18 protein-coding genes are annotated in these 22406 nt (G+C 39.3%); 6 read left to right on the plus strand and 12 right to left on the minus strand.

Going from position 1 to position 22406, the window contains the following annotated elements; all coding sequences use genetic code 11:
• Positions 1 to 43: 43 nt before the first annotated feature.
• Together AAEU31_RS18090 and AAEU31_RS18095 are read right to left on the minus strand one after the other, a co-directional pair.
• The gene (locus AAEU31_RS18090) at positions 44 to 937 is read right to left on the minus strand and encodes a TIGR01777 family oxidoreductase (RefSeq protein ID WP_135924284.1); all 894 of its coding nucleotides are present in this window, start codon (positions 935 to 937) and stop codon (positions 44 to 46) included.
• Positions 938 to 1036: 99 nt separating this feature from the next.
• Positions 1037 to 2323 (minus strand): diguanylate cyclase domain-containing protein, encoded by a 1287-nt coding sequence (locus AAEU31_RS18095; protein ID WP_421967947.1) that lies wholly within the window; start codon positions 2321 to 2323, stop codon positions 1037 to 1039.
• 225 nt (positions 2324 to 2548) lie between these two features.
• On the opposite strand from AAEU31_RS18095, the gene AAEU31_RS18100 reads away from it, so the two are divergent.
• The 4 genes from AAEU31_RS18100 to ttcA all read left to right on the plus strand — a co-directional run bounded on the left by AAEU31_RS18100 (position 2549) and on the right by ttcA (position 9359).
• Positions 2549 to 4567: a GAF domain-containing hybrid sensor histidine kinase/response regulator gene (locus AAEU31_RS18100; protein WP_421967948.1), complete on the plus strand. Its 2019-nt coding sequence runs from the start codon at positions 2549 to 2551 to the stop codon at positions 4565 to 4567.
• 125 nt (positions 4568 to 4692) lie between these two features.
• A complete protein-coding gene (locus AAEU31_RS18105) occupies positions 4693 to 5961 on the plus strand; it encodes an ABC transporter substrate-binding protein (RefSeq protein ID WP_421967949.1) in 1269 nt (422 codons plus the stop codon).
• A 9-nt stretch (positions 5962 to 5970) separates the two neighbouring features.
• Positions 5971 to 8274, plus strand: coding sequence for a hybrid sensor histidine kinase/response regulator (locus AAEU31_RS18110; RefSeq protein ID WP_421967950.1), 2304 nt, complete (start codon positions 5971 to 5973; stop codon positions 8272 to 8274).
• A gap of 191 nt (positions 8275 to 8465) precedes the next feature.
• Positions 8466 to 9359, plus strand: a complete 894-nt coding sequence (ttcA, locus tag AAEU31_RS18115) for a tRNA 2-thiocytidine(32) synthetase TtcA (protein WP_054561325.1) — start codon at positions 8466 to 8468, stop codon at positions 9357 to 9359.
• Positions 9360 to 9439: 80 nt separating this feature from the next.
• Here the strand turns inward: ttcA and uspE are convergent, their stop codons facing one another.
• From uspE to ccoN, 10 genes are all read right to left on the minus strand, one after another.
• Complete coding sequence (gene uspE / locus AAEU31_RS18120; RefSeq protein WP_135924289.1) at positions 9440 to 10363, minus strand: universal stress protein UspE; 924 nt, start codon at positions 10361 to 10363, stop codon at positions 9440 to 9442.
• Between the two features lie 102 nt (positions 10364 to 10465).
• Entirely contained in the window at positions 10466 to 11200 is a 735-nt protein-coding gene (locus tag AAEU31_RS18125; protein ID WP_135924290.1) for an FNR family transcription factor, read from the minus strand.
• A 38-nt stretch (positions 11201 to 11238) separates the two neighbouring features.
• Entirely contained in the window at positions 11239 to 11910 is a 672-nt protein-coding gene (locus AAEU31_RS18130; RefSeq protein WP_421967951.1) for a sulfite exporter TauE/SafE family protein, read from the minus strand.
• A complete protein-coding gene (ccoS, locus tag AAEU31_RS18135) occupies positions 11903 to 12070 on the minus strand; it encodes a cbb3-type cytochrome oxidase assembly protein CcoS (RefSeq protein ID WP_054553052.1) in 168 nt (55 codons plus the stop codon). The genes AAEU31_RS18130 and ccoS overlap by 8 nt, the downstream gene beginning before the upstream one ends.
• Positions 12067 to 14442, minus strand: coding sequence for a heavy metal translocating P-type ATPase (locus AAEU31_RS18140; RefSeq protein WP_421967952.1), 2376 nt, complete (start codon positions 14440 to 14442; stop codon positions 12067 to 12069). The genes ccoS and AAEU31_RS18140 overlap by 4 nt, the downstream gene beginning before the upstream one ends.
• A 9-nt stretch (positions 14443 to 14451) precedes the next feature.
• Positions 14452 to 14943: a FixH family protein gene (locus AAEU31_RS18145; protein ID WP_138558550.1), complete on the minus strand. Its 492-nt coding sequence runs from the start codon at positions 14941 to 14943 to the stop codon at positions 14452 to 14454.
• 149 nt (positions 14944 to 15092) lie between these two features.
• Positions 15093 to 16058: a cytochrome-c oxidase, cbb3-type subunit III gene (ccoP, locus tag AAEU31_RS18150; protein ID WP_135924294.1), complete on the minus strand. Its 966-nt coding sequence runs from the start codon at positions 16056 to 16058 to the stop codon at positions 15093 to 15095.
• Positions 16055 to 16240: a cbb3-type cytochrome oxidase subunit 3 gene (locus tag AAEU31_RS18155; protein WP_054561331.1), complete on the minus strand. Its 186-nt coding sequence runs from the start codon at positions 16238 to 16240 to the stop codon at positions 16055 to 16057. The genes ccoP and AAEU31_RS18155 overlap by 4 nt, the downstream gene beginning before the upstream one ends.
• Positions 16241 to 16245: 5 nt before the next feature.
• Complete coding sequence (ccoO, locus tag AAEU31_RS18160; protein ID WP_135924295.1) at positions 16246 to 16920, minus strand: cytochrome-c oxidase, cbb3-type subunit II; 675 nt, start codon at positions 16918 to 16920, stop codon at positions 16246 to 16248.
• Positions 16921 to 16932: 12 nt separating this feature from the next.
• Positions 16933 to 18366 carry a cytochrome-c oxidase, cbb3-type subunit I gene (ccoN, locus tag AAEU31_RS18165; protein WP_421967953.1) on the minus strand — a complete coding sequence of 478 codons (1434 nt, stop codon included), beginning with the start codon at positions 18364 to 18366 and terminating at the stop codon, positions 16933 to 16935.
• A gap of 344 nt (positions 18367 to 18710) precedes the next feature.
• Between ccoN and AAEU31_RS18170 the strand changes: the two genes are divergently transcribed.
• On the plus strand, positions 18711 to 19121 hold the full coding sequence (locus AAEU31_RS18170; RefSeq protein WP_199526598.1) for a hypothetical protein: 411 nt from the start codon (positions 18711 to 18713) through the stop codon (positions 19119 to 19121).
• A gap of 592 nt (positions 19122 to 19713) precedes the next feature.
• A complete protein-coding gene (locus AAEU31_RS18175; protein WP_135924297.1) occupies positions 19714 to 22305 on the plus strand; it encodes a TonB-dependent receptor in 2592 nt (863 codons plus the stop codon).
• Positions 22306 to 22406: the final 101 nt, after the last annotated feature.

A 22406-nucleotide genomic window follows, 5' to 3' on the forward strand; every position in this document is an offset into this window, starting at 1 on the left:
ATTATTATGTACCACACTGATTAAATCAACTAATGATTTTTACTTAAAGCCTTAAACTCTCTAATGCTGGTTTAAGTTCTGGATAATGAAAACGATAATTATGTTTTAAAAGTTTATCAGGGATCACGAATTGTCCATGAAGTAATAAATCAGACATTTCGCCCATCATTAGCTTTAAAACCCAAGCAGGCATTCTTAGCATTGCTGGTCTTGAAATAACGGAACCCAAGGTTTGACTAAACTCATTATTATCAACAGGGTTAGGCGCTGTTGCATTGATAGGGCCACAGATGTCTTGATGAGAAAGTACAAATAAAATGAGTTGGATCATATCATCTATATGTATCCAAGACATGCCTTGCTTACCATGACCTATAGGGCCGCCAAGACCAAATTTGAAAGCGGGTAACATTTTATCGAGCGCACCGCCATGTTTTGATAACACCACGCCAGTTCTGAGTAGACACACGCGCGTTTTCTCTGACTCAGCTTTGGTTGCGGCGTGCTCCCAATCTCGGCATAGTACGTGGCTAAACTCGGGGTATATGTCATTAAAGCTTTCATCTATTTTGCAATCGCCTTGTCGACCATAAAAGCCAATCGCACTGCCAGAAATAAAAGTGTGTGGTGGTGAATTGCAGCGGTTGATTTTTTTTGTGATTTGTTGGGTCAGCTTAATACGACTGTCTAATAATTCTCGTTTTTGTGAATCACTCCAGCGCTTATTAACAATAGGCTCACCTGCTAGATTAATGATTGCGTCTACCTGTTCAAAATCGACCTCGTCTAATGACTTAACAGCCACAACTTGGTGAGTAAGCAAGACGGCCGCTTGGATAGGGTTACGAGTAAGAACCGTCACTTTATGATGGTTCAAAAGAAATGGGCACAAATGCTTGCCTATAAGACCTGTTCCACCCGTTAATAATATATGCATTGTGACACCTTAGAAGACAGTTGGTCTATTTTTTATACATAGTGATGATGATATTTGCAAACTATACGTAAAAAGTAGCTGAATCGATTAGTTTTTCATTCAAGCTTGACCATGAATACAATATGAGGCGTTGTGGCTTAATTTTGCGTTATACATTGCTTTATCTGCTAGGTTGATTAACGTTTTCCAATCGTCACTATGATCAGGAGAGAGAGCAACACCAATACTTAAATCGATGTCAAAAGTACGTTGTTCTATTTCAAAACAGACTTCAAAACTCTTTAATAAATGATTAAGCATAGGTTCTATATATTCAATCTTTGAGATGTTTTCTACGATGATGATAAATTCATCTCCACCATAACGGTAGATGGCGTCATCGGCTCGAAAAGTAGAGCTGATACGTTTTGCTGTTTCAATTAACACCTTGTCACCAATACTATGACCATAATTATCGTTTAATTGTTTGAATTTATTGATATCAATAAAAATTAGTGCCAGTTTGTTGTCTACTGAACAAGTATTAATGGCTTGGCGTAAATGGGGTTCTAGGTCTGAGCGGTTAAGAGCACCTGTTAAATGGTCGTGTTTTGCTTGAAAATTCAATCTTTTAGTTCGCTTATGGATGATATTGCTCATACGTTGAAATCGTTTAAGGAGGTGACCTATTTCATCATGCCTGTAAACAATACTTACGTTAGGTTTATCTCCTTTCTCTAATTGTTCAGTAATATGCAGTAATTGCTTTAATGGAATGAAGAGTTTTTTATTAATAAAAACTGCTGAAAAAACGCATAATAAAATAAGCAGTGGAATTTGAATTGAAATTAGATACGTTAGCAACAAACTGTGTTGTTGAAAATCTGACATTTCTATATCTAACTTTTCACGTTGTATATTTTGAAATTCAGAAATTAATTTGCGAATTTGCTCCATGTACTCTTTCCCTTCGTTGCTTTGTACAACCTCCATTGCTGCTTGGATTGCAGAGGGACTGTTTTGCATCACTAAATTAATAGTTAAATCTAACTCGTCAAATTTTTTATTTATTAAAACATCAAGTTGAGATAGTTTTTCTTGCTGCTCTCGCTGATGTATTGTAATTTTAGTCAGGGTTAAAAAGTGTGTTTTTGCTTTTTTTATACCGTCGTAGTAGGGCGTTAAATAAGATGTATTTTGTGTAAGAAGATAACCACGCTGGCCTGTTTCTGCATGAACTATTTGGGTGTAAAGTTTTTCTGATTCGTCAATTATTTCGTGTGTATGATCAACTGCCTCGTGCTTTTGCCTACCTTCTTTATCTAAAAGCATAACTAAAACAGTGTTAGTGGTAACCAATAAAAGCAATAGTATTAGTAAAGCTAAAAACTGGGTTCTAAGCGACATAGAAAAACCAACGACAAGAAAGTTATATTTTTTAAGTATAAAGTATTGTTTAAGATGCGGGCTTTTACCAATTTATAATAAAAACAAAGGCTGCTAATAATGTTTTTGGGTTGCTAAATGTTATTATCTTAGTTCTATATTCTAAGTTTTAAAGTGTGTAATAGCTATTTTACTGGTATGCTAAAAACTTAAAAATCGCAGCTTAAAAAATGACAAGGAGTGACTGTGAACTTTCTGCGCCAATTTCACGATATTGTATCGAATCAGCAAACTAATTTTGATGATAAAGTGGCGCAATTGCTGCATTTTGGCTTAGCGATATTCAATCTTGATTTTGCAATTGTAAGTCGTGTTGAAGAACAAGTATATACAGTTATTCACGTGGTTTCTCCAAACGATGCGATCCCTGTTGGGGCTCAGTTTGATGTAGCAGGAACCTATTGTTCACACACATTAGCTGCAGACAAAGCATTATCATTTAACCATGCGTCACAGAGCTACATAGCTGAACACCCTTGTTACAAGAACTTCCAATTAGAATCTTATATCGGTGCGCCTATCCACATTGGTAAAAGCGTGTTTGGTACGGTTAACTTTTCAGCGGCACAATCTACTGCCCCATTCACAGAAGAGGCGCATGATTATGTTGAACTTTTTGCTCAATGGTTGGGCAATGAGTTTGCTCGTAATTTATCATCAGAAAAATTAATTAAAAAGAACTCTATGCTTGCACAAGTTGAAGAGGTGGCAAAAATTGGCTCTTGGGAGCTAGATTTAATCACCAATAATCTTTACTGGAGTAAGCAAACTAAAGTTATTCATGAAGTCCCTGAAGATTTCAAGCCCGATCTCGAGAATGCTATTCAATTTTACAAACAAGGCGAAAGCCGCCAAGCCATTGAGAAAGTTGTCAAAGAAGCTATTGAGCAAGGTAAAGATTGGAATATTGAAATTGAATTGATAACAGCTAAAGGCAACCCTATATGGGTATCAACAGTCGGAAAAGCTGAATTTAAAGAGGGGGCTTGTGTTCGGATAATTGGTACTTTTCAAGATATTACTAAGTCGGTACTGCTACGTGAAGAGCTTAAAAAACAAAAAGCTGATGCAGAACGTACACTTGAAGATAGAAGCATTTTGCTTGCCAAAATAAGCCATGAACTTCGTACTCCGCTCAATGGTATTACAGGCATGTTAACGACTTTGTTGTATGAAAAATCAGAGCAAAAGCGTGAAGAGAAACTCAAAATAGCGTTGCGTAGTGCAGATATTTTGCTGAATATTATTAATGAAGTGTTGGATTTTTCAAAAATTAATCACGGCGAACTTAAGCTTGAACCTAGTCACTTCTTATTGAAAACCATTTTTGTTGATATTGTTTCTTTGTATTCTCCTTTGTATCAACAAAGTAACCTTAGCTTTGATGCGACGATTGATATCAGTGATGAGTGTTGGACCTTCAGTGACAATACTCGTATTACACAAATAGTCTCGAACTTGTTGAGTAATGCACTTAAGTTTACTGAGCAAGGTGAGGTAACGTTAACTGCCAGTGCTAAAGAGCTCAATGATAAAGTGTTTCTGTCTTTTAAGGTCACTGATTCAGGGATTGGCATGACTGAGAACTTTATGAAATCGCTATTTTCACCCTTTACACAAGAGATAAGTAAAGATCGAAAAAAAGGCGGTACAGGGCTTGGCCTAGCAATAGTTAAAGAGCTAATTGATTATATGGGCGGCACAGTTAAGGTGAACAGCGAACATAGAAAAGGCAGTTGTTTTGAAATTAAACTCCCTCTAGAAAAAGGTCAACCTCAAAGCCATCAACAACAAGATGTAAGTAATATTGATTTTACAACTCTTCCTCTCGCTATTTTGGTCGTTGATGATAATCAGATTAACCGGTTAGTCTTGAAAGCCCATTTAGAAAAATTAGGCTTAACCGCAGACTTTGCATGTGATGGCGTCGATGCGATCAATAAATGCAAACAAAACAACTACAATTTGATATTTATGGATTGCGTAATGCCTGAACTTGACGGTTTAGAAGCAACACGTTATCTGAGAGCTAATGGTATTTGTCCTGAAAATAAAACGTTTATAATTGCATTAACTGCGAATACTTCTGCAGATGATAAAGCCGCCTGTAAAAAAGCGGGGATGGATTTGTTTGTATCAAAGCCTGTTAAAAATACGGCAATTGAACAATCCATTATTGCAGCAAAAGGACATTTAGCGCTTTAAACATAAGGTTTAAAGCAATTTTATACTTATATCCCTAATCCTAACAATACATTGCGATTGCCTAAGTTTAGGCTATCTTCAAATTTAACCTATACTTAATGTATATAAAAATTTGGGGTAATGTAATGAATCATGCTCAAAATCGTCGGCGCTTTTTGAAAACTCTTAGCGTAGGTGCTGCGGTATCAACGTTGGCGTTTAAAGCCCCCTATGTTTTTGCTAAAAAGCAAATCACTCTGCGTGTTATGGGGACGCATGTCACATTACAAGAAGAGCTCAGACAACGCGCAATGCGTGAGTTAGGCATTAATGTTGAGTTTACCCCAATGGGCAGTGCTGCTGTACTACAAAAAGCAGCTGCAAACCCAAATTCATTCGATCTCTATGAGCAATGGTCTGATTCAATCAACATACTATGGCAAGCAGGTGCAATACAGCCATTAGATATTGATAGATTAAACTATTGGCAAGAAATTAACCCTTTGACTAAAACAGGCAAGATTACATCTGAAGCAAGCATAGGAGCCGGAGATTCACCTAACAAGTTACTTTATGTTCAAGCCGATGGCTCCTTGGGAACTACACCTACAAAGCAAATTAGTTTTATGCCTTATGTCCATAATGTTGATTCATTTGGCTACAACACTAATTTTATAGAACAAGGTATTCCTTATGAAACAGAGTCATGGGCTTGGTTACTTGATGAAAAAAACAAAGGTAAAGTGGCTTTAGTGAATGCACCCACTATTGGAATCTTTGATGCAGCTTTAGCAGCACAAGGCAAAGGACTGATGCGTTTCAACGATATTGGCAATATGAGTATTTCTGAAATAGATCAGCTATTTGCAATTCTACTCGAGAAAAAAAGGCAAGGTCATTTCGCTGGCTTTTGGACGTCTGTTCCGCAGTCTGTAGATTTCATGAAAATGAAACGGGTCAATATTCAAAGTATGTTTTCTCCAGGTGTAAGTGCATGTAAAGGACAGGGGATACCTGTTGTTTATGCTTCTCCCAAAGAAGGGTACCGTGCATGGCATGGGGTTATGTGCTTATCTTCAAATACACAAGGACATGTAAAAGATGCGGCATATGAGTATATGAATTGGTGGTTATCTGGCTATCCTGGAGCATTTATTGCGCGCCAAGGTTATTATATTTCTAACCCCGAGCGCAGTCAGCCGCTTATGTCAAAGCCGGAATGGGATTATTGGTATGAAGGAAAAGCTGCATCAATTGACCTGCAAGGTACAGATGGAAAAGTGTCGGTTAAAGCGGGTCAGATGCGAGATGGTGGCAGTTATATAAAGCGTTTTTCGAATATTGCCGTTTGGAATACAGTAATGCCTAATTATGATTACAGCTTAGATAAATGGTATGAGCTATTAAACTCATAGGGAATTAAATTGATTAATATCATTTCTAAGTCACTGGCAGCTAAAGTATTACTTGCATTAATGCTGGTGATATTAGTCATGGGAATAAGCTTTGTTGTGATGAACAAGCGCCTCAAAACAATTGAAGTGTCTTTCAATGATATTAGCCGTATAAGCAATTATGCAGTAAGCATCTTAAGCATAAACAAAGATATTGTTGAAATGCAAAGAGATATCTCTGTCTATGGCTCGTCTGGAAGTGAAGCTGTTTTTAGTAAAATCATAGAGAATTTCGACAGTGTAAAAAGCCGTTTAAATGAAGTTAACTTGAAATCAGATGAGAGTGATAGCCAAGTATATTTAGACTCTATGTCTGAGTTAATCGGCAGATATAGTGATAATTTAGGTGTGCTCACGAAGCGATATGAAATTAGAGCAGAGCTCATCGAAGTTGAACTTCCGAGCATCTATTTTGAGGCCGTTACTCATCTTGAAAACCTAAAGAAGCTAGCTGTTTCTAATGAACAAATGTTGATCATCGCGGAAAGTCTCAATATGTGGCATGTGCTACATCGTGATGCCTATCAATTTTTAACTAAAAAAGACTATACAAAACGAACTGCCGTTAATAATGCTTTGCAAGTGTTATCTGGGCTTAATAATGATCTAGCTATGACACAACAAGATGATGTTCAGAGTGAAATTTTAAGAACAGCGACATTAGCGAGCACTTATCAGAATGCTTTTTCAAAAGCTATTCAGGCCAATCGCAACTACTTTAGTTTGGTAAATGTTGTAATGGCGGGGGATGCAATCGAGTTTAGTACACTAGCAAATAAGCTAAGAGAGAATTCTTTAGCCCATTTAAATCAGATCAAAAAAGACGCGGAAATCACAGTTTCTAAAACCGAAAAAATATTAAAAGCACTGGCGGCTGTCGTGTTTATTTATGTTTTAGCGCTTGCCGCTTTTTTTCATCTACAAATATCTCAAGCCATCAAGAGGCTCACTGTCAGTTTTCAACGCTTTTTAGAGGGGGATTTATCGGCACCAATCCATGATTTAAATCGTAAAGATGAAATTGGAGTTCTTGCAAGCGCAGCAGATAGCTTTCGTATTTTAAGTCGTGATCTTTCTGAAGCAAAAAAAGTTGCAGAGCACACGACAAAAGTAAAATCAGAGTTTCTCGCCAATATGAGTCATGAAATAAGAACTCCTATGAATGGTATTTTAGGAATGGCTCGACAATTGAGTAGAACAACACTCACTACAGAACAGGCAAAGATGCTTGCTATTATTCAGTCTTCTGGTTCGAGTTTATTAGTGATTATTAATGATATTTTGGATTTAAGTAAAATAGAGGCTTCTAAAATTGAGCTAGAATCTCAACCAATTAAGTTAAGCAGTATGTTAGATGAACTTCAGCATCTATTTTTAGAACAAGCACATAGCAAGAATATTCAATTTAATATTGAAAAAAGCCCTGATGGCAAAGAGGCTATCTTCTTAGGAGATGAAACGCGTTTGAAACAAGTACTAATTAATTTACTTGGTAACGCAATTAAATTTACAGAGCGGGGTAATGTGACGTTGAGTGTTGAAATTGCTCAACGTAATGATGAGTTTAGCTTAACGTTTAACGTAATAGATACTGGGATTGGTATAGTCAAAGAGCACATGAGTAATTTATTTGAAGCCTTTTCACAAGCTGATGCCTCAATTACACGTCGCTTTGGTGGTACAGGGTTAGGTTTGGCTATTTCGAGTAAGTTACTCAATTTGATGGGCACAACTTTACATGTTGAAAGTGAAGCTGGTGTTGGTTCACGTTTTTATTTTCAGATGGTAGCAAAACAGAGCTTTAAGCATGCTGATATTAAAGAGGTAGCGCTGATGAAATTTCCAGATGAGTCTTTTGATTTCTCAAGACTAAATGTTCTGATTGTTGAAGACAATGAAATCAATCAGGTCGTTATCGAAGCGATGCTAAATGAATTTAATATTAGCTCAATAAAAATAGCAAATGATGGTGAACAAGCCATATTACAATGTGAGAAACAGTTATTTGATATTATTTTCATGGACATGCAAATGCCTGTTTTAGATGGCCCACAGGCAACAATAAAAATACGCGAGAAAGAAGCCTTTAAATCAACACCTATCATTGCATTGACTGCTAATGTATTAAGTGCAGATAAGCAGCGTTGTTTTGATGCTGGGATGAATGATTTCATTGCTAAACCAATAAAGTATGAATCTCTAAAAGAGGTATTGTTAAAGTGGTGCACACCAGCAGATGACAGCCAAGAGGAGCATTATACCTGCTCAAAGTGAGCCTATGTGTATACAGTAAAATACGAATGTATTGTTTTCGATTTGTTTGTGCTTTTATATAAATTAAGTTGCAGAGTACAACGACAATAATCCCAAGCTAATCATTTCAACTCGTATAAAAAGTCCGTATAATCCACGCCGAACTTTTTACTATGAAACATGGCTTAGTAAAGCCTGTATGAGCAGAGCAAATGAATCAAACTGATACTAGAAAAGAAACTCTTGAATTTAATAAACTTCAAAAGCGTCTAAGAAGGCATGTTGGTAACGCGATTACTGATTACAACATGATTGAAGACGGTGATGTTGTTATGGCGTGTATCAGTGGTGGTAAAGATTCTTTTGCGATGCTAGATATTTTGCTTAATTTACAAAAAGCAGCGCCAATTAAATTTGAAGTGATTGCGGTAAACCTTGATCAGAAGCAGCCAGGCTTTCCTGAGCACATTTTGCCTGATTACTTTGAAACGCTAAATATCCCGTATTACATCGTTGATAAAGATACCTACTCAGTAGTAAAGGAAAAAGTACCAGAAGGTAAGACGACGTGTGGTCTTTGTTCACGACTTCGTCGCGGCACACTTTATTCATTCGCAGAAAAAATTGGCGCGACAAAACTAGCACTTGGTCATCACATGGATGACATTGTTGAGACAATGTTCTTAAATATGTTTCATGGTTCACGATTAAAAGCGATGCCACCAAAATTACGCTCTGATGATGAACGTAACGTAGTCATTCGTCCGTTGTCATATTGCCGTGAGAAAGATTTAATTAAATACGCAGAGCATAAAGATTTCCCGATTATTCCTTGTAACTTGTGTGGCTCACAAGAAAACCTTCAGCGTCAATCAATTAAAGCCATGCTGACAGAGTGGGATAAGAAAACTCCGGGTCGTGTTGAGAGTATCTTTAAGTCTTTACAGAATGTTAGCCCAAGTCAGCTTGCAGACAGAAACTTATTTGATTTTGAAAACTTACCACTTGATAGAGAAGGCAATCGTGAAAGCTATGACTTTAGCGAGGCGGTAGTCTCTTCGACAAACATTGATGAATCATTATTTATTGATGTAACAAACATATAATACTAATCCGCAATAATACTTAAGCGAATTGGTATAAAAAAAGCCCCGAACTGGGGCTTTTTTAATGCGTTTTAAAAATGTTATTTAGCAAGAGGGCTGACGTAGCCGTCTGGTTTTAACGCTAATACATCGCAATCAAGACTATCAATGACATGCTCTGCAGTGTTACCGACAAGCGCCGCGCTTAACCCGGTGCGACCAACAGTACCAATCACTACTAATTCGCTGTTTAACCGTGCAGCAACATCAGGAATGACATCTTCTGGTAAGCCTTCTTCAATGTGGCAATGAGCTTTATCAATATTAAACCCTTCAGCTAACGAAAGCGTTGATTCAAAGTGATGTTTCTTAACTGATTCGTTATAAACACCCGGGTTAAACTCAGGAATTTCAATAGCAATATTAACTGGAGTTGCAGGGTATGCATTCACAAGGTTAAGAGTGGCATTCGCTAAATCACAAATGAAGCGAGCATCATTAATAATACGTTTGTTAAGTTCAAGGTGTTGTTCATTTTCACTTACCGCGTTCACTGCTGCAAGAATATTACCTTGTGCTGGCCACTCTTTTTCTTTAACAAGTAAAACTGGAGCAGGGCACTTGCGAATTAGGTGCCAGTCAGTTGGCGTGAAGATAACTGATTTAAGCGTATCGTGTTGATGGGTACCTTTTACGACTAAATCATAGCCGTCATTAATAACAGTATTAATGATTGCCTCGTAAGGACGGTTATGCCAAACAACACAGCTATCAATGGTAAGCTCAGGATAAAGTGCAATTTGCTCGTCTAGCCATGCTTGGCGATCTTTGATTACTGCCTCACGCATCGCTTCACGCTCATCAGCAGAAAGCATCGTGGTCATTTCGTAAGAGAAGTCGTAGATACTGAGGAAAGCGGTGATGGTCGCGCCAGATTTTTTGGCTAGATCAATTGAGCGGCTTAAACTGTGTTGCTGCTCTTTGGTTGGGTCTATAACTGCTAAAATTCGTTTAATTGCGTCCATGTGCTGCTCCTTAACTGTTCCGCAAAAAGTAGTACTTTGAGTGTAACCTAAATTTAGAACAGTTAAAGGGGCAAACAATAGAAACTTGCTTTAAATCAAACTCTACTTACATTTAATCGCTGCTGTTGTTGCAAGTGCTTGCTGGTCCAAAATGGTGATAAATTTACCTTCAACCTTAATAAAACCGGCTTTTTGGAAGCGGCTTAAAAGGCGGCTAATTGTTTCAACAGTAAGGCCTAAATAGTTACCAATCTCGCCACGTGTCATGGTTAAACGGAATTCTTTACGCGAAAAACCGCGCTCACCGAAACGTTCTGCAAGGTTATAGATAAAACTCGCTAGGCGCTCTTCAGCTGACTTTTTATTGAGTAACAATAACATTTCTTGGTCATAGTTAATTTCATTACTCATTAAACGCATAATTTGTTGGCGTAGCTTTGGTAATTTACCTGCTAAATCATCGAGGGTATCGAATGGAATTTCACATACCATTGAGGTTTCAAGTGCTTGCGAGAAGCTTTGATGAGCCATTTTGTTAATTGCATCGAAACCGACTAAATCACCAGCTAAATGAAAACCAGTAATTTGCTCATCGCCTTGCTCAGATAACGTGTAAGATTTAAACGAACCTGAGCGTACCGCATATATCGCATTTAAGCTTTCACCAGACTCAAATAAAAAGTCACCTTTGTGCAGTGGTTTTTTGCGCTCGATGATTTCATCAAGACGATCCATTTCTTGACCGTTTAATGAAAATGGCAAACATAGCTGGCTAATACTGCAATTATTACAGCTAATTGTGCATAAGCCTTTTGACTTGTTTTGTGAGAAGTCCATACATCAAATCCATTCAAATAAGTTAACAACGCGTAAGATTAATGAACTAGCTTATCGGTTGCTATAATTAATAAGTATATACCGTACCATATTATTACGCTGCCTAGAATAACCCTAGTCCAAACATGGTTGAAAATAGCGTTTATTTTTTGACTGACTAGACCTACGCTTATCATCGCAGGAAAGGTTCCTAACGCGAAAAATAACATCACCCCAGCCCCATGAAATGCTGATGGGCTGGTAAGAGCCCAAGTCAGTGCTGAATAAACTAATCCGCAGGGCAACCAACCCCATAAAGCGCCATAGAGTAGGGCTTTAGGTGTTGTATCGACCGGTAATAAATAACGATTGAGCTTAGCTAAATGCTGCCATACTAGGGTTTTTCCTAGTTTTTCTAACCACTGTAGGGTCGCCGCTAAGCGCATAATATAAACCCCAACAAGGAGCATGAAAATGCCACTTAAAAACGATAATGCTATAGAAATAGTGGTATTTTGCGCTGCAAAACGGCTGCTAATTCCAGCGACTAAGGCACCAGCAAGCATGTAACTAAGCGCACGTCCCAGATTATAAGCAACAGAAAAACTGACTGCGCGGTTTTTGTTAGCAGCAAGTTGTAAACTACTGGCAATGCCACCACACATAGCTAGACAGTGACCACTGCCTAGCAAACCCATTACAAATGCACTAATAAACAGCGGATCAATCATTACTTTTGTTGTGCTGCTCTTTATCGTCTTCGAACAGGATACTGTGGCCCTGTTTGTTTAAATCAGAAAATTGTTCACTTTTTACAGCCCAAAAGAACACCCCAATAGCAATTAGCACAAATAATATGGCAATCGGGATAAGCATGTAGATGATACTCATAGTTTTAATAACCTTAATGAGTTGGTAATAACCAAAATGGAGCTTGCAGACATACCGATGACGGCCATCCAAGGAGCAACAAGCCCAAGGGCTGCCAGTGGTAAAATCGAACCATTGTAAATAAGTGATAGTGCCAAGTTTTGCTTAACAATACGGCGTGTCTTTTTCGACACAGTTAGCAAATGCTCGATGGCGGTTAGATCACTATTGAGTAATACCACATCAGCACTGTTTTTGGAAATATCAGCGCCTGTTTCCATTGCAATAGATAAATGGGCACTGGCAAATACTGGGCTATCATTGACTCCATCACCCACCATGGCAACAATGGCGCCTTTGTTTGCGAGTGCTTCAACATGAGTTTGTTTGTCGCGAGGGCTACATGCTGCGTGCACGGTATCTAAATTTAACTGTTTTGCGATTCGCTCACCACTGTTTGATGCATCACCCGTTAACATATGACACTTTATTTGTTGAGAGTGCAGCTCTGTGATTAGTTTTTCTGCGTTGTTACGTAAGCTGTCGGCTAGATAAAAGCGCGCAACTACTTGTTTATCGACATACAAGGTTGCTTGTGCATCTGCTTTTTCGGTATCAAACCAGCCGCTTTTACCTATCGCTAGGTGCTGTTTATTAAGCTCTGCTGTAATACCTTTACCCGGTTCGATTGTGACATTTTCGATAGGGTTAACCGTGTCGTTGTAAGTTGCAAACGCATTGGCAATTGGGTGTTCCGAGAAGCTTTCAAGTTGCGCTGCTAATCGTAATGCATCAGCTTCACTATAATGGCTGCTGACCATTTCAACACGCTCAATAGTGAAACGACCCTGCGTTAAAGTACCTGTTTTATCGAAGGCTATATTTGTTAATTGTGGTAGCGTTTCTAACACATGGGCTTGTTTAATTAAAATGCCACGCTTTGTAAGGCTGGCTACGGCACAGGTTAGGGCAGTTGGAATCGCTAAACTAAGGGCGCAAGGGCAGGTTGCAACAAGCACCGAAATAGTAACCCAAAAAGCATGCTCAGGGTCTATTTGATACCAGCCAATCGCTGTAATGGAGGCAAACAGTAATAAACACGCAACAAACCACTGCGCGACTTTATCTGTTATCTCAACTAATCGAGGGCGTTTGGTTAATGCTGTATGTTGTAACTTAATAATTTGATTAAGCAGCGTATTTTGGCCGATTTTGTTGATCTCAATACTGATCACGCCATCGTGGTTAATTGTACCAGCGTAAACTTGATGGCTGATAAATTTATTAACTGGCTGATGCTCGCCTGTCATCATGGCTTCATCAACAGTTGTTTTACCTTTGATCACAACACCATCAGCAGGAATGGTTTCGCCTGCCTTAATTAAAACAACATCGCCTAATTTAAGCTTTTTAGCCGCAATAATTGATTCTTGATTATCGCTATTGATAATTCGTGCAGTTAAAGGTAAAAGTTTTTGTAAGTTAGCAGTAAATTCACTGGCTTTTAAACGGGCTCTAAATTCTAAATATTTACCCAGTAATAATAAGAAGGTAAACATACAGATAGATTCAAAATAAACTTCGCCAACCGACATTAATGTGGCATAGCAGCTCGCACCATAAGCACCAAAAATCGCTAAAGATACGGGTAAGTCCATATTGAGCTGTTTGGCTTTTAAACCATTAATTGCATTGGTTAAGAACGGTAGGGCGCTGTATAAAATAACCGGCGAAGCAAGAACTAAGCTTATCCAGCGGAAATACTGTTCAAAGTTTTCTTCCATGCCCGAGAACATGCCAAAATACATGGCAAAAGCGAACATCATTACTTGCATAGTCATCAGACCTGCAACACCTAATCGGCGGATATAGGCTTTAGCGGCTTGTTGTTTTTGACTCGCTTCAAGGTCAGCCTGAAACGGGTAAGCTTTATAGCCGATTTCGTGTAATGAAGTGATAATTTGGCTAAGTGGAGTAACCGATTTATCCCATTGGATCATCGCACGATTAGTCGATGTATTTACATCCACACGCTTAATTGCTTTTAAATTGAGTAATTGTTTCTCGATTAACCAAGCACAGGCAGCACAGGTGATACCTTCGACGGTAAGAAGCACTTCTGATAAGTCATTTGTGGCTGAAATAAACTCATCTTGTATATCTTCGTTATCGTAACTCTTAATTAACTCAAGCTGCTCTGGAACAAGTTGTTCTACTTTACCAGAGCGCACAGTTCTAAACTTATAGTAATCGGTCATGCCTTGGGCGACGATATTCTCAGCAACCGTTTGGCAACCAATACAACACATAGGTTGTGCCTTACCGTCTATTTCGACAGTCGCGTTAAAACCTTTTGGCACACTTTCAAGACAATGAAAGCAATTATCGGACATTTGAGTTTACTACTTATATTCAGGGCTAATCGAAATTGTTTTATCAGTAGGAAGAGTAATGTCTTCTTTTAACTTCCAACTATTATCGATAGGTTCAATAAACACTGTGTATGCACCGTCAACGTGAGTGTCGAGTAGGGCTGTAAAGTCACCATGAGCGTTTTTCATTAAACTAACATTGAAGTCGTTGGCTTTAATGGTGCGATGATAAAATGACATTTTCAAAGAGTGAACTTGGCTTGCATCACCTTTAGTAAACTTAAAGCTAACTTTATCATCAGTTACGTCTAAATCACCATGCAGATATAGTGCTTTGGCTTTATTGAATTTACTGAGTTCAAGGTTAATTGCTTTACCTTTTTTATAGTAGTCATCAACAACCATATCAGGGCCATTGCCAATAGCCATATAAATTAGACCAAAACAGCCGATAATTGCAGCAAGCGGGAAGGAGATTAAAAACCATGGCCAAAAGTTTTTATACCAAGGAGTCGGTTTCATAGTACTTATACCTTAAAAAATGTTGTACGCATTTTATCGGATCTAAAAGCAAAAGACTAAAAAAAAGCCTCCAGATGGAGGCTTTTTTGATCTTAATTAATCTATTGAATTAAAAGATTAATTGTTTATACATTTTATTAACGACGTGGTTATTTATCTTGCGATAAGCTGTAAACGTACGCTGTTAATAGGTGTACTTTATCTTCACCTAGAATGTCCTTCCATGCTGGCATTACACCTGCACGGCCATTTCTAAGTGTTTCTTCAACAGCACGTTTAGAGCCACCATACAACCAGATGTTATCAGTTAGGTTAGGTGCACCAAATGGTAAGTTATGTGCAACTGAACCTTTACCGTCAGCACCGTGACACGCTGCACACATTGCGAACTTCGCAGCACCTGCTTCGGCATCTTTTTGGTTTACAGTACGGCCAGATAAGCTTAGTACGTGAGCAGTCATTTCTTTAATGCCTTGCTCACCAAGTGCATCACCCCAAGGTGGCATCGCAGCAACACGACCATAAAGAAGTGTTTCTTTGATTTTGTCTGGTGTACCACCATATAACCAATCTTTATCAGTTAGGTTAGGGAAGCCTAAACCACCACGTGCATCTGAACCATGACACTGAGCACAGTTTTGAGAGAATAAACGTTGACCAATCTCAAGCGCTTTTTCGTCTTTTACAAGTGCTTCAATATCTTGCTTCGCGTATGACTCAAAGATTGGGCCAAAACGCTCATCTGCTGCAATAAACTCTTGGTCTAATTGAACGTTCTCACCATTAGCTAATGCTTGTTCAGTTGCTTCTTTAGACTCAGCTAGAGAAGTAATACCTTGGTTAGAACTTGTCCATTTACCTAAACCTTCCCAATTACCTAAACCTGGGTAAGCTGCAAGGTAATAAACAGACCATACAAATGTCGCGAAGAACATGTAAGTCCACCATTTTGGTAGTGGGTTGTTTAGTTCTTCAATGCCATCAAATTCGTGACCACAGCTTTCGCCTTCTTTAACACCTGTGTAGTTTTTCAAGTTCCACAGAAGTAGGCCGAAGATGATAGCAAGACACGCAAGGGTTAATACAATAACCCATATACTCCAAAAGCTAGTCATTTCTCAGACTCCTTTTCCTCGTTAGAGATTGTGTTGTTGTGTTTTTTTTCATCTTCAAATATGGCATTAGCAGCGTTATCAAATCGACTTTTGCTACGCTTGCTGTATGCCCATACAACAATCACAATAAACAGTACTAAAATTACCAGAGTTAAAATGCCTCTGTATGTTCCGTAATCCATAATAATTACTTCAAGTGTGTGCCAAGCTGTTGTAAGTAAGCGATAAGAGCTTGCATTTCAGTCGCGCCTTTACCATCGTTCATGGCTTCAATTTTCGCAATGTCAGCTTTTAACTCTTCGTCGCTACCATAACCTTTACCGTCGTAACGGTCGCTTGATTTATCAATTCCGAAGCTATCACGGAATATTTGAAGCTTTTTAAGAGTATGGGTTGTATCGACTCTGTTTTCATCTAACCAAGGAAACGCTGGCATGTTTGACTCAGGAACCACAGCACGTGGGTCCATTAAGTGAGCATGGTGCCAATCGTCTGAGTAACGCTCACCAACACGAGCTAGGTCAGGACCAGTACGCTTAGAACCCCATTGGAATGGGTGATCCCATACTGACTCACCAGCTACAGAGTAGTGACCATAACGCTCAACCTCGTCTCGGAAAGGACGAATCATTTGTGAGTGACAGTTGTAACAACCTTCACGTACATAGATATCGCGGCCTTCCATTTCTAACGCTGTAAGAGGGCGTAAGCCATCAACAGGTTTAGTCGTATCGTCTTGGAACATAAGTGGTGTAATCTCTACCAATGCACCAAAGCTGATAGCAAAAACAGTCAAGATAGCCATAAGGCCAACGTTTTTTTCGACTATTTCGTGTTTGTTTTGTGAATTATTATTGCTCATCGTGCTACTCCATTATGCTAATTGTGCTTCAGCGTCTAATTGAAGCGAATCTTTCTTCGCAGCAATAGTACGATAAACGTTGTAAGCCATAATTAGCATACCTGTTACGATGAATACACCGCCTAGGAAACGCATGATATAGAACGGATACGAAGCTTCTAATGACTGTACAAAGCTGTACATTAACGTACCGTCTGAGTTCACTGCACGCCACATTAGACCTTGCATTACACCTGAGATCCACATTGCTACGATGTATAGAACAACACCCACAGTATGTAACCAGAAGTGCGTGTTAACTAGTTTAACACTGTACATACGGCCTTGTGAGAATAGTGCAGGGATTAGGTGATAGATAGCACCGATAGAAATCATTGCAACCCAACCCAGTGCACCTGAGTGTACGTGACCTACAGTCCAGTCAGTGTAGTGTGAAAGCGCATTAACAGACTTAATAGCCATCATTGGGCCTTCAAACGTAGACATACCGTAGAAAGATAGAGAAACAACTAAGAAACGAAGTACTGGGTCAGTACGTAGTTTATGCCATGCACCTGATAACGTCATGATACCGTTGATCATACCACCCCAAGATGGAACGAATAGGATAACTGACATAACCATACCTAAGCTTTGCGTCCAGTCTGGAAGCGCAGTGTAGTGTAGGTGGTGAGGACCTGCCCAGATATATAAAGAAACAAGTGCCCAGAAGTGAACTACCGATAAACGGTAAGAGTAAACAGGGCGACCTGCTTGTTTTGGTACGAAGTAGTACATCATACCTAAGAAACCAGCAGTTAATAAGAAACCAACAGCGTTGTGACCGTACCACCACTGAACCATTGCATCTACAGCACCTGCGTAGATAGAGTATGATTTAGTAAGTGAAACTGGAATTGCCATGCTGTTTACAATGTGTAAAACGGCAACAGTAATAATGAAACCAGCGTAGAACCAGTTCGCAACATAGATGTGCGATACTTTACGCTTGATTAGCGTACCGAAGAATACAACTGCGTATGTAACCCAAACAACGGCGATAAGAATATCGATTGGCCATTCAAGTTCTGCGTATTCTTTTGAGCTTGTGATACCTAAAGGTAAGGTGATCGCTGCAAGTACGATAACAAGTTGCCAACCCCAGAAGGTGAAGGCTGCTAGTTTATCTGAGAAAAGGCGCGTTTGACACGTACGTTGTACGACGTAATAAGACGTCGCAAAAAGAGCACTTGTACCAAATGCGAAAATTACTGCGTTCGTATGTAACGGACGTAGTCGAGAGTAAGTTAACCATGGTGTATCAAAGTTAAGTGCTGGCCAAGCTAATTGGGCAGCAATCAGAACCCCAACACTCATGCCAACGATGCCCCAAATCACTGTCATAATAGCGAATTGGCGTACAACTTTATAATTGTACTCAGTTTGTGATGCTACTGTTTGGCTCATTTTCTGGCTTCCGCTGCAATTAATGCGTTTTAGAAATGAATTACCCACTTGATAAAAGTGGGGCCTACTATTACTTCACAAGTGTGTTACCTAAAGCTAGCTAAAAGGTGTTAGCTTCAGAAAACAAACTCGAGAAACCCTTATTTTTGCGATGGAAATGATAAAATTTTTGACCTTAAAAAGATAGGTCAATTGCATAAAATTATGACATCAATCAATTTTTGATGTTTTGTTGGTTATTTTTTGTCAGTGATTGTATTTTTATTAGCTTATTCCATCGAGCATAGTTGTCTTTTATCTATGACCTGACTAGTATCCGCTTTTATTTTATACAGGCAAAGAAAGTGAGAATTAGTTTACTCCCAGTTTTCCTGATCAGTATTTTTACTGCTGCGTGTGATTACCAAAGTATAGAAGAGGGTAGCGCAAGTACAAGCTGTGAAAATAATAGCCGATGTCAATTTACTAATAATGTAGAAGTTTGGTTAAGTAATTCTAAAGTTAGCCCAGAAACCCCTTTTACAATTAACTTGAAGTTGCCAGATGATGCCAAAAATCCCTCAGCTAAACTTGAAGGTGTATCTATGTATATGGGGTTCATCCCAGTTCAGTTTACTAAGACTGAACAAATATGGACTGCTAATACAATGGTAGGGGCGTGTTCAGAACCCGTCATGACATGGAAGATGACCGTGACCTATCAAGACGCTAGTAACAAAACACACACGCTTTTTTATTATTTCGATTCTATCTAACCTTAATACCGCAACATTTATATGTGTATCACCAAGTAACTGTTTATTTGACTAAGTGATACACACCATCAAATTATTTTTCCTACATAACGACGCCATTTAACTAACTTATTCCAAGAAAACCACAAAGTTTTGGAACAAATCTAAAAAAACGTCCTCCAATACAGCGATTAACCGACTAACTTTGTCTAATTAGTTAATTTTAGTGAATAACTATGGTTAGCAGTCTTACCAAGCTTTTACGGTTTTTATAACGGTGTGTGATCAAGTTGTAAAAATTTCATTTGTAGCCTTAATACGGCCTTAGTTACACTTGATTACAAAGTTCGTGCAATTGATTTCAATCGTATTTTTTTTGGTTGTAAAGTATTGTAGAAAGCTGATTTTATAGTGTTTTTTTCTGTTAACATTGATACATCGTGAAACCTTATTACCCCAATTGGAAACTAGAAATTTAGGTTGTTTTTTTATTGCTCTATTATTCAGTTTTCGTTCAGTTAACTGAGCCTAAGTTGCCTGCCGCTGACTCGTGATTCGAATAATAACGAGCGCTACCTAACTAAGGTAAATTTCCAACAAGTAGGGTTTTCACATGAAAAAATCAATTCTTGGTTTAGCTGTTGTATCAGCAATCCCAATGTTCTCAAGCATGCAAGTATTAGCTGCTGAAGATGCGGCAGATTCAATCGAAAAGATTCAAGTTACAGGTTCTCGCATTAAGCGTACCGATATGGAGACGTCTAGTCCTGTAACATTAATTGGTGCAGATGACATCAAAGCAATGGGTGCATCAAGCATCGATGGCGTTTTACAAAAAATGACTGCAGCAAGCGGTGCAATGACTAACCCTGCTGTTAACAACGGTTCAGGTGGTAACGCACGTGTTGACCTACGTGGTCTTGGTGCACAACGTACTCTAGTACTAGTAAATGGTCGTCGTATGATCAACTCTGGTACTGGTGCAGCATCAACTGTTGACTTAAACACAATCCCAGTATCAATGATCAAGCAAGTTGAAGTACTAAAAGACGGCGCATCTGCTGTATACGGTACTGACGCGGTAGCGGGTGTTGTTAACATCATCTTAAAAGACGACTTCGAAGGTCTAGACATGAACCTTAACGGTGCTATCACTGGTGAAGGCGATGCAGACGAAACGTCTTTCGATATCACAATGGGTTCAAGCTTTGACCGTGGTAACGTTGTAATCGGTTTACAATATACTGACCGTGGCGATGCTTCTCAAGCAGATCGTGATTTCTCTGATTGTCCTATCGAAGAAGATTACGACAACGGTAGCTTCTACTGTGGTGGTTCTTCTTATACCCCTTTTGGCCACGTTTGGGCTGAAAATGCAGACCTTCAAGGTCAAGCAGATGGTGGTTGGCATGATTTCACTGCTGCTGGTGATGCATACAACTACTCAGCAACAAGCTACCTATACACGCCAATGCGTCGTTTAAACCTTACAGGTATCGGCCACTTTGACGTAACTGATGAAACGCGTTTAGTGTCTGAATTCACTTACTCTAAGCGTTGGTCAACTCAACAAATGGCTCCACAGCCAGTATGGTTTGACTTCAAATACGATGCAGAAACTATGGGTGATTCACTTCTTTCTCATGGTGTTGCTGACGGAGAAGATATCTCTTACGGTCGTCGTATGACAGACGTAGGTCCTCGCGGTTATGAGCAAGTTGTTGACACAGTACGTGCAGTAATCGGTCTAGACGGTTCATTCGACAACGGTTGGGGCTGGGATACTTCAGTAGTATTCGGTCGTAACGATTCAGTTGACCGTGCAACAAACCTTCTAAACATGGGTTCAATCCAAGATGCAATCGGTGAAGGTGAGTTTAACCCACTAAACCAAGCTGACTGGTCTGCTGGCAACCTTGCACAGTACAACTACACTGAAAACAACTCAGGTGGTAGCCAATTATTAGTTCTTTCAGCTGGCCTTAATGGTGAAGTAATGGAACTTCCTGCTGGTTACGTTGGTTTCGCTGCAGGTATCGAGCGTCGTGAAGAAAAAGCATGGTACGTTCCAGATTCACTAACTTCACAAGGTCTTGCAAATGACCCACGTGTTGAACCAACAGGTGGTCGTTTCGACGTTAACGAAGCATACGTAGAATTTGCTGTTCCACTTCTAGCTGATGCACCATTTGCACAAATGGTTGACTTAAGCGCAGCTGTACGTGCATTTGACTACAGCACATTTGGTTCAGATGAGACTTGGAAACTAGGTTTAACTTGGCGTGTAAACGACGAACTAATGCTACGTGCTGTTCGTTCAACTGCATTCCGTGCTCCTACAGTATCTGAGCTTTACCAAGGTAAATCACCTTCATTCGAACAAGTTAACTTCCCTGGTGCACAAGACCAAGCTGAAGTAACTGTGGGTGGTAATGACCAATTAACGCCAGAGCTTGCTGATACAGTAACAGCTGGTTTCGTATACGCTCCAGAGTGGTTAGATGGTTTCTCAATGACTGTTGACTACTATGAAATCGAAATCGAAAACTCAATTTCAAGCGTAAACAACCAATACATCGTTGAGAACTGTCTTGACGCTGCTACAGGTTCATACAAAAACCAAGATACTGCACTTTGTCAGTCTTCTGCAATCAACTTCAACCAAAGCACTGGTCGTATTAGCTTCAACAACCAATTACAAAACATTGGTAACGAATCGACTAAAGGTTACGACGTAAACTTCAAGTATGCATTTGAAGCTGCAGGTCTTAACTGGCGCACAGGTCTTGATGTAACTATCCTTGATGAGTACATCGTTGATTCAGGCACAAGCACAATCGATTACACAGGTCTTGTAACTTCTGGTATCGGTAGCTACGCGAAAGTTAAGTCTAACTTCACTCTTAACGCGTCTGGCGACAACTGGGATGCACAATACCAAGCACGTATGATCGACGGCCTAGACAGCTATGCATGTCTTGCTGACGACAGCGAGTGTCTAGTACCAAGCGTTGGTACTGTTGTATACCACGACATCAGTGGTTCATACATCATGAACGACACAGTGTCATTCTCTGCAGGTGTTAACAACTTATTCGATAAGCAAGCACCTTACTACTCAGGTAACAATGACTCAAACACTGACCCGTACACATATGATGTACTAGGTCGTCGTTTCTTCGCTGGTGTGAACGTTAAGTTCTAATCTAGTTTGAAATGATTATTAAAGCCCCGTTTTACGGGGCTTTTTTATTGTCTGAAAGCTTATCAACGCGTAAACTGTAGAGGTACTTTTAACAAACGAGG

Origin of the sequence: Pseudoalteromonas thalassia (assembly GCF_049257215.1) — a bacterium.
Classification (GTDB): Bacteria; Pseudomonadota; Gammaproteobacteria; order Enterobacterales; family Alteromonadaceae; genus Pseudoalteromonas; species Pseudoalteromonas lipolytica_C.

What these genes read in the sequence shown, in the direction of transcription:
- AAEU31_RS18090 (WP_135924284.1), bottom strand. Translation starts at nt 937, where the DNA reads ATGCATATATTATTAACGGGTGGAACAGGTCTTATAGGCAAGCATTTG.
- AAEU31_RS18095 (WP_421967947.1), bottom strand. Translation starts at nt 2,323, where the DNA reads ATGTCGCTTAGAACCCAGTTTTTAGCTTTACTAATACTATTGCTTTTA.
- AAEU31_RS18105 (WP_421967949.1), top strand. Translation starts at nt 4,693, where the DNA reads ATGAATCATGCTCAAAATCGTCGGCGCTTTTTGAAAACTCTTAGCGTA.
- ttcA (WP_054561325.1), top strand. Translation starts at nt 8,466, where the DNA reads ATGAATCAAACTGATACTAGAAAAGAAACTCTTGAATTTAATAAACTT.
- uspE (WP_135924289.1), bottom strand. Translation starts at nt 10,363, where the DNA reads ATGGACGCAATTAAACGAATTTTAGCAGTTATAGACCCAACCAAAGAG.
- AAEU31_RS18125 (WP_135924290.1), bottom strand. Translation starts at nt 11,200, where the DNA reads ATGGACTTCTCACAAAACAAGTCAAAAGGCTTATGCACAATTAGCTGT.
- AAEU31_RS18130 (WP_421967951.1), bottom strand. Translation starts at nt 11,910, where the DNA reads ATGATTGATCCGCTGTTTATTAGTGCATTTGTAATGGGTTTGCTAGGC.
- ccoS (WP_054553052.1), bottom strand. Translation starts at nt 12,070, where the DNA reads ATGAGTATCATCTACATGCTTATCCCGATTGCCATATTATTTGTGCTA.
- AAEU31_RS18140 (WP_421967952.1), bottom strand. Translation starts at nt 14,442, where the DNA reads ATGTCCGATAATTGCTTTCATTGTCTTGAAAGTGTGCCAAAAGGTTTT.
- AAEU31_RS18145 (WP_138558550.1), bottom strand. Translation starts at nt 14,943, where the DNA reads ATGAAACCGACTCCTTGGTATAAAAACTTTTGGCCATGGTTTTTAATC.
- ccoP (WP_135924294.1), bottom strand. Translation starts at nt 16,058, where the DNA reads ATGACTAGCTTTTGGAGTATATGGGTTATTGTATTAACCCTTGCGTGT.
- AAEU31_RS18155 (WP_054561331.1), bottom strand. Translation starts at nt 16,240, where the DNA reads ATGGATTACGGAACATACAGAGGCATTTTAACTCTGGTAATTTTAGTA.
- ccoO (WP_135924295.1), bottom strand. Translation starts at nt 16,920, where the DNA reads ATGAGCAATAATAATTCACAAAACAAACACGAAATAGTCGAAAAAAAC.
- ccoN (WP_421967953.1), bottom strand. Translation starts at nt 18,366, where the DNA reads ATGAGCCAAACAGTAGCATCACAAACTGAGTACAATTATAAAGTTGTA.
- AAEU31_RS18175 (WP_135924297.1), top strand. Translation starts at nt 19,714, where the DNA reads ATGAAAAAATCAATTCTTGGTTTAGCTGTTGTATCAGCAATCCCAATG.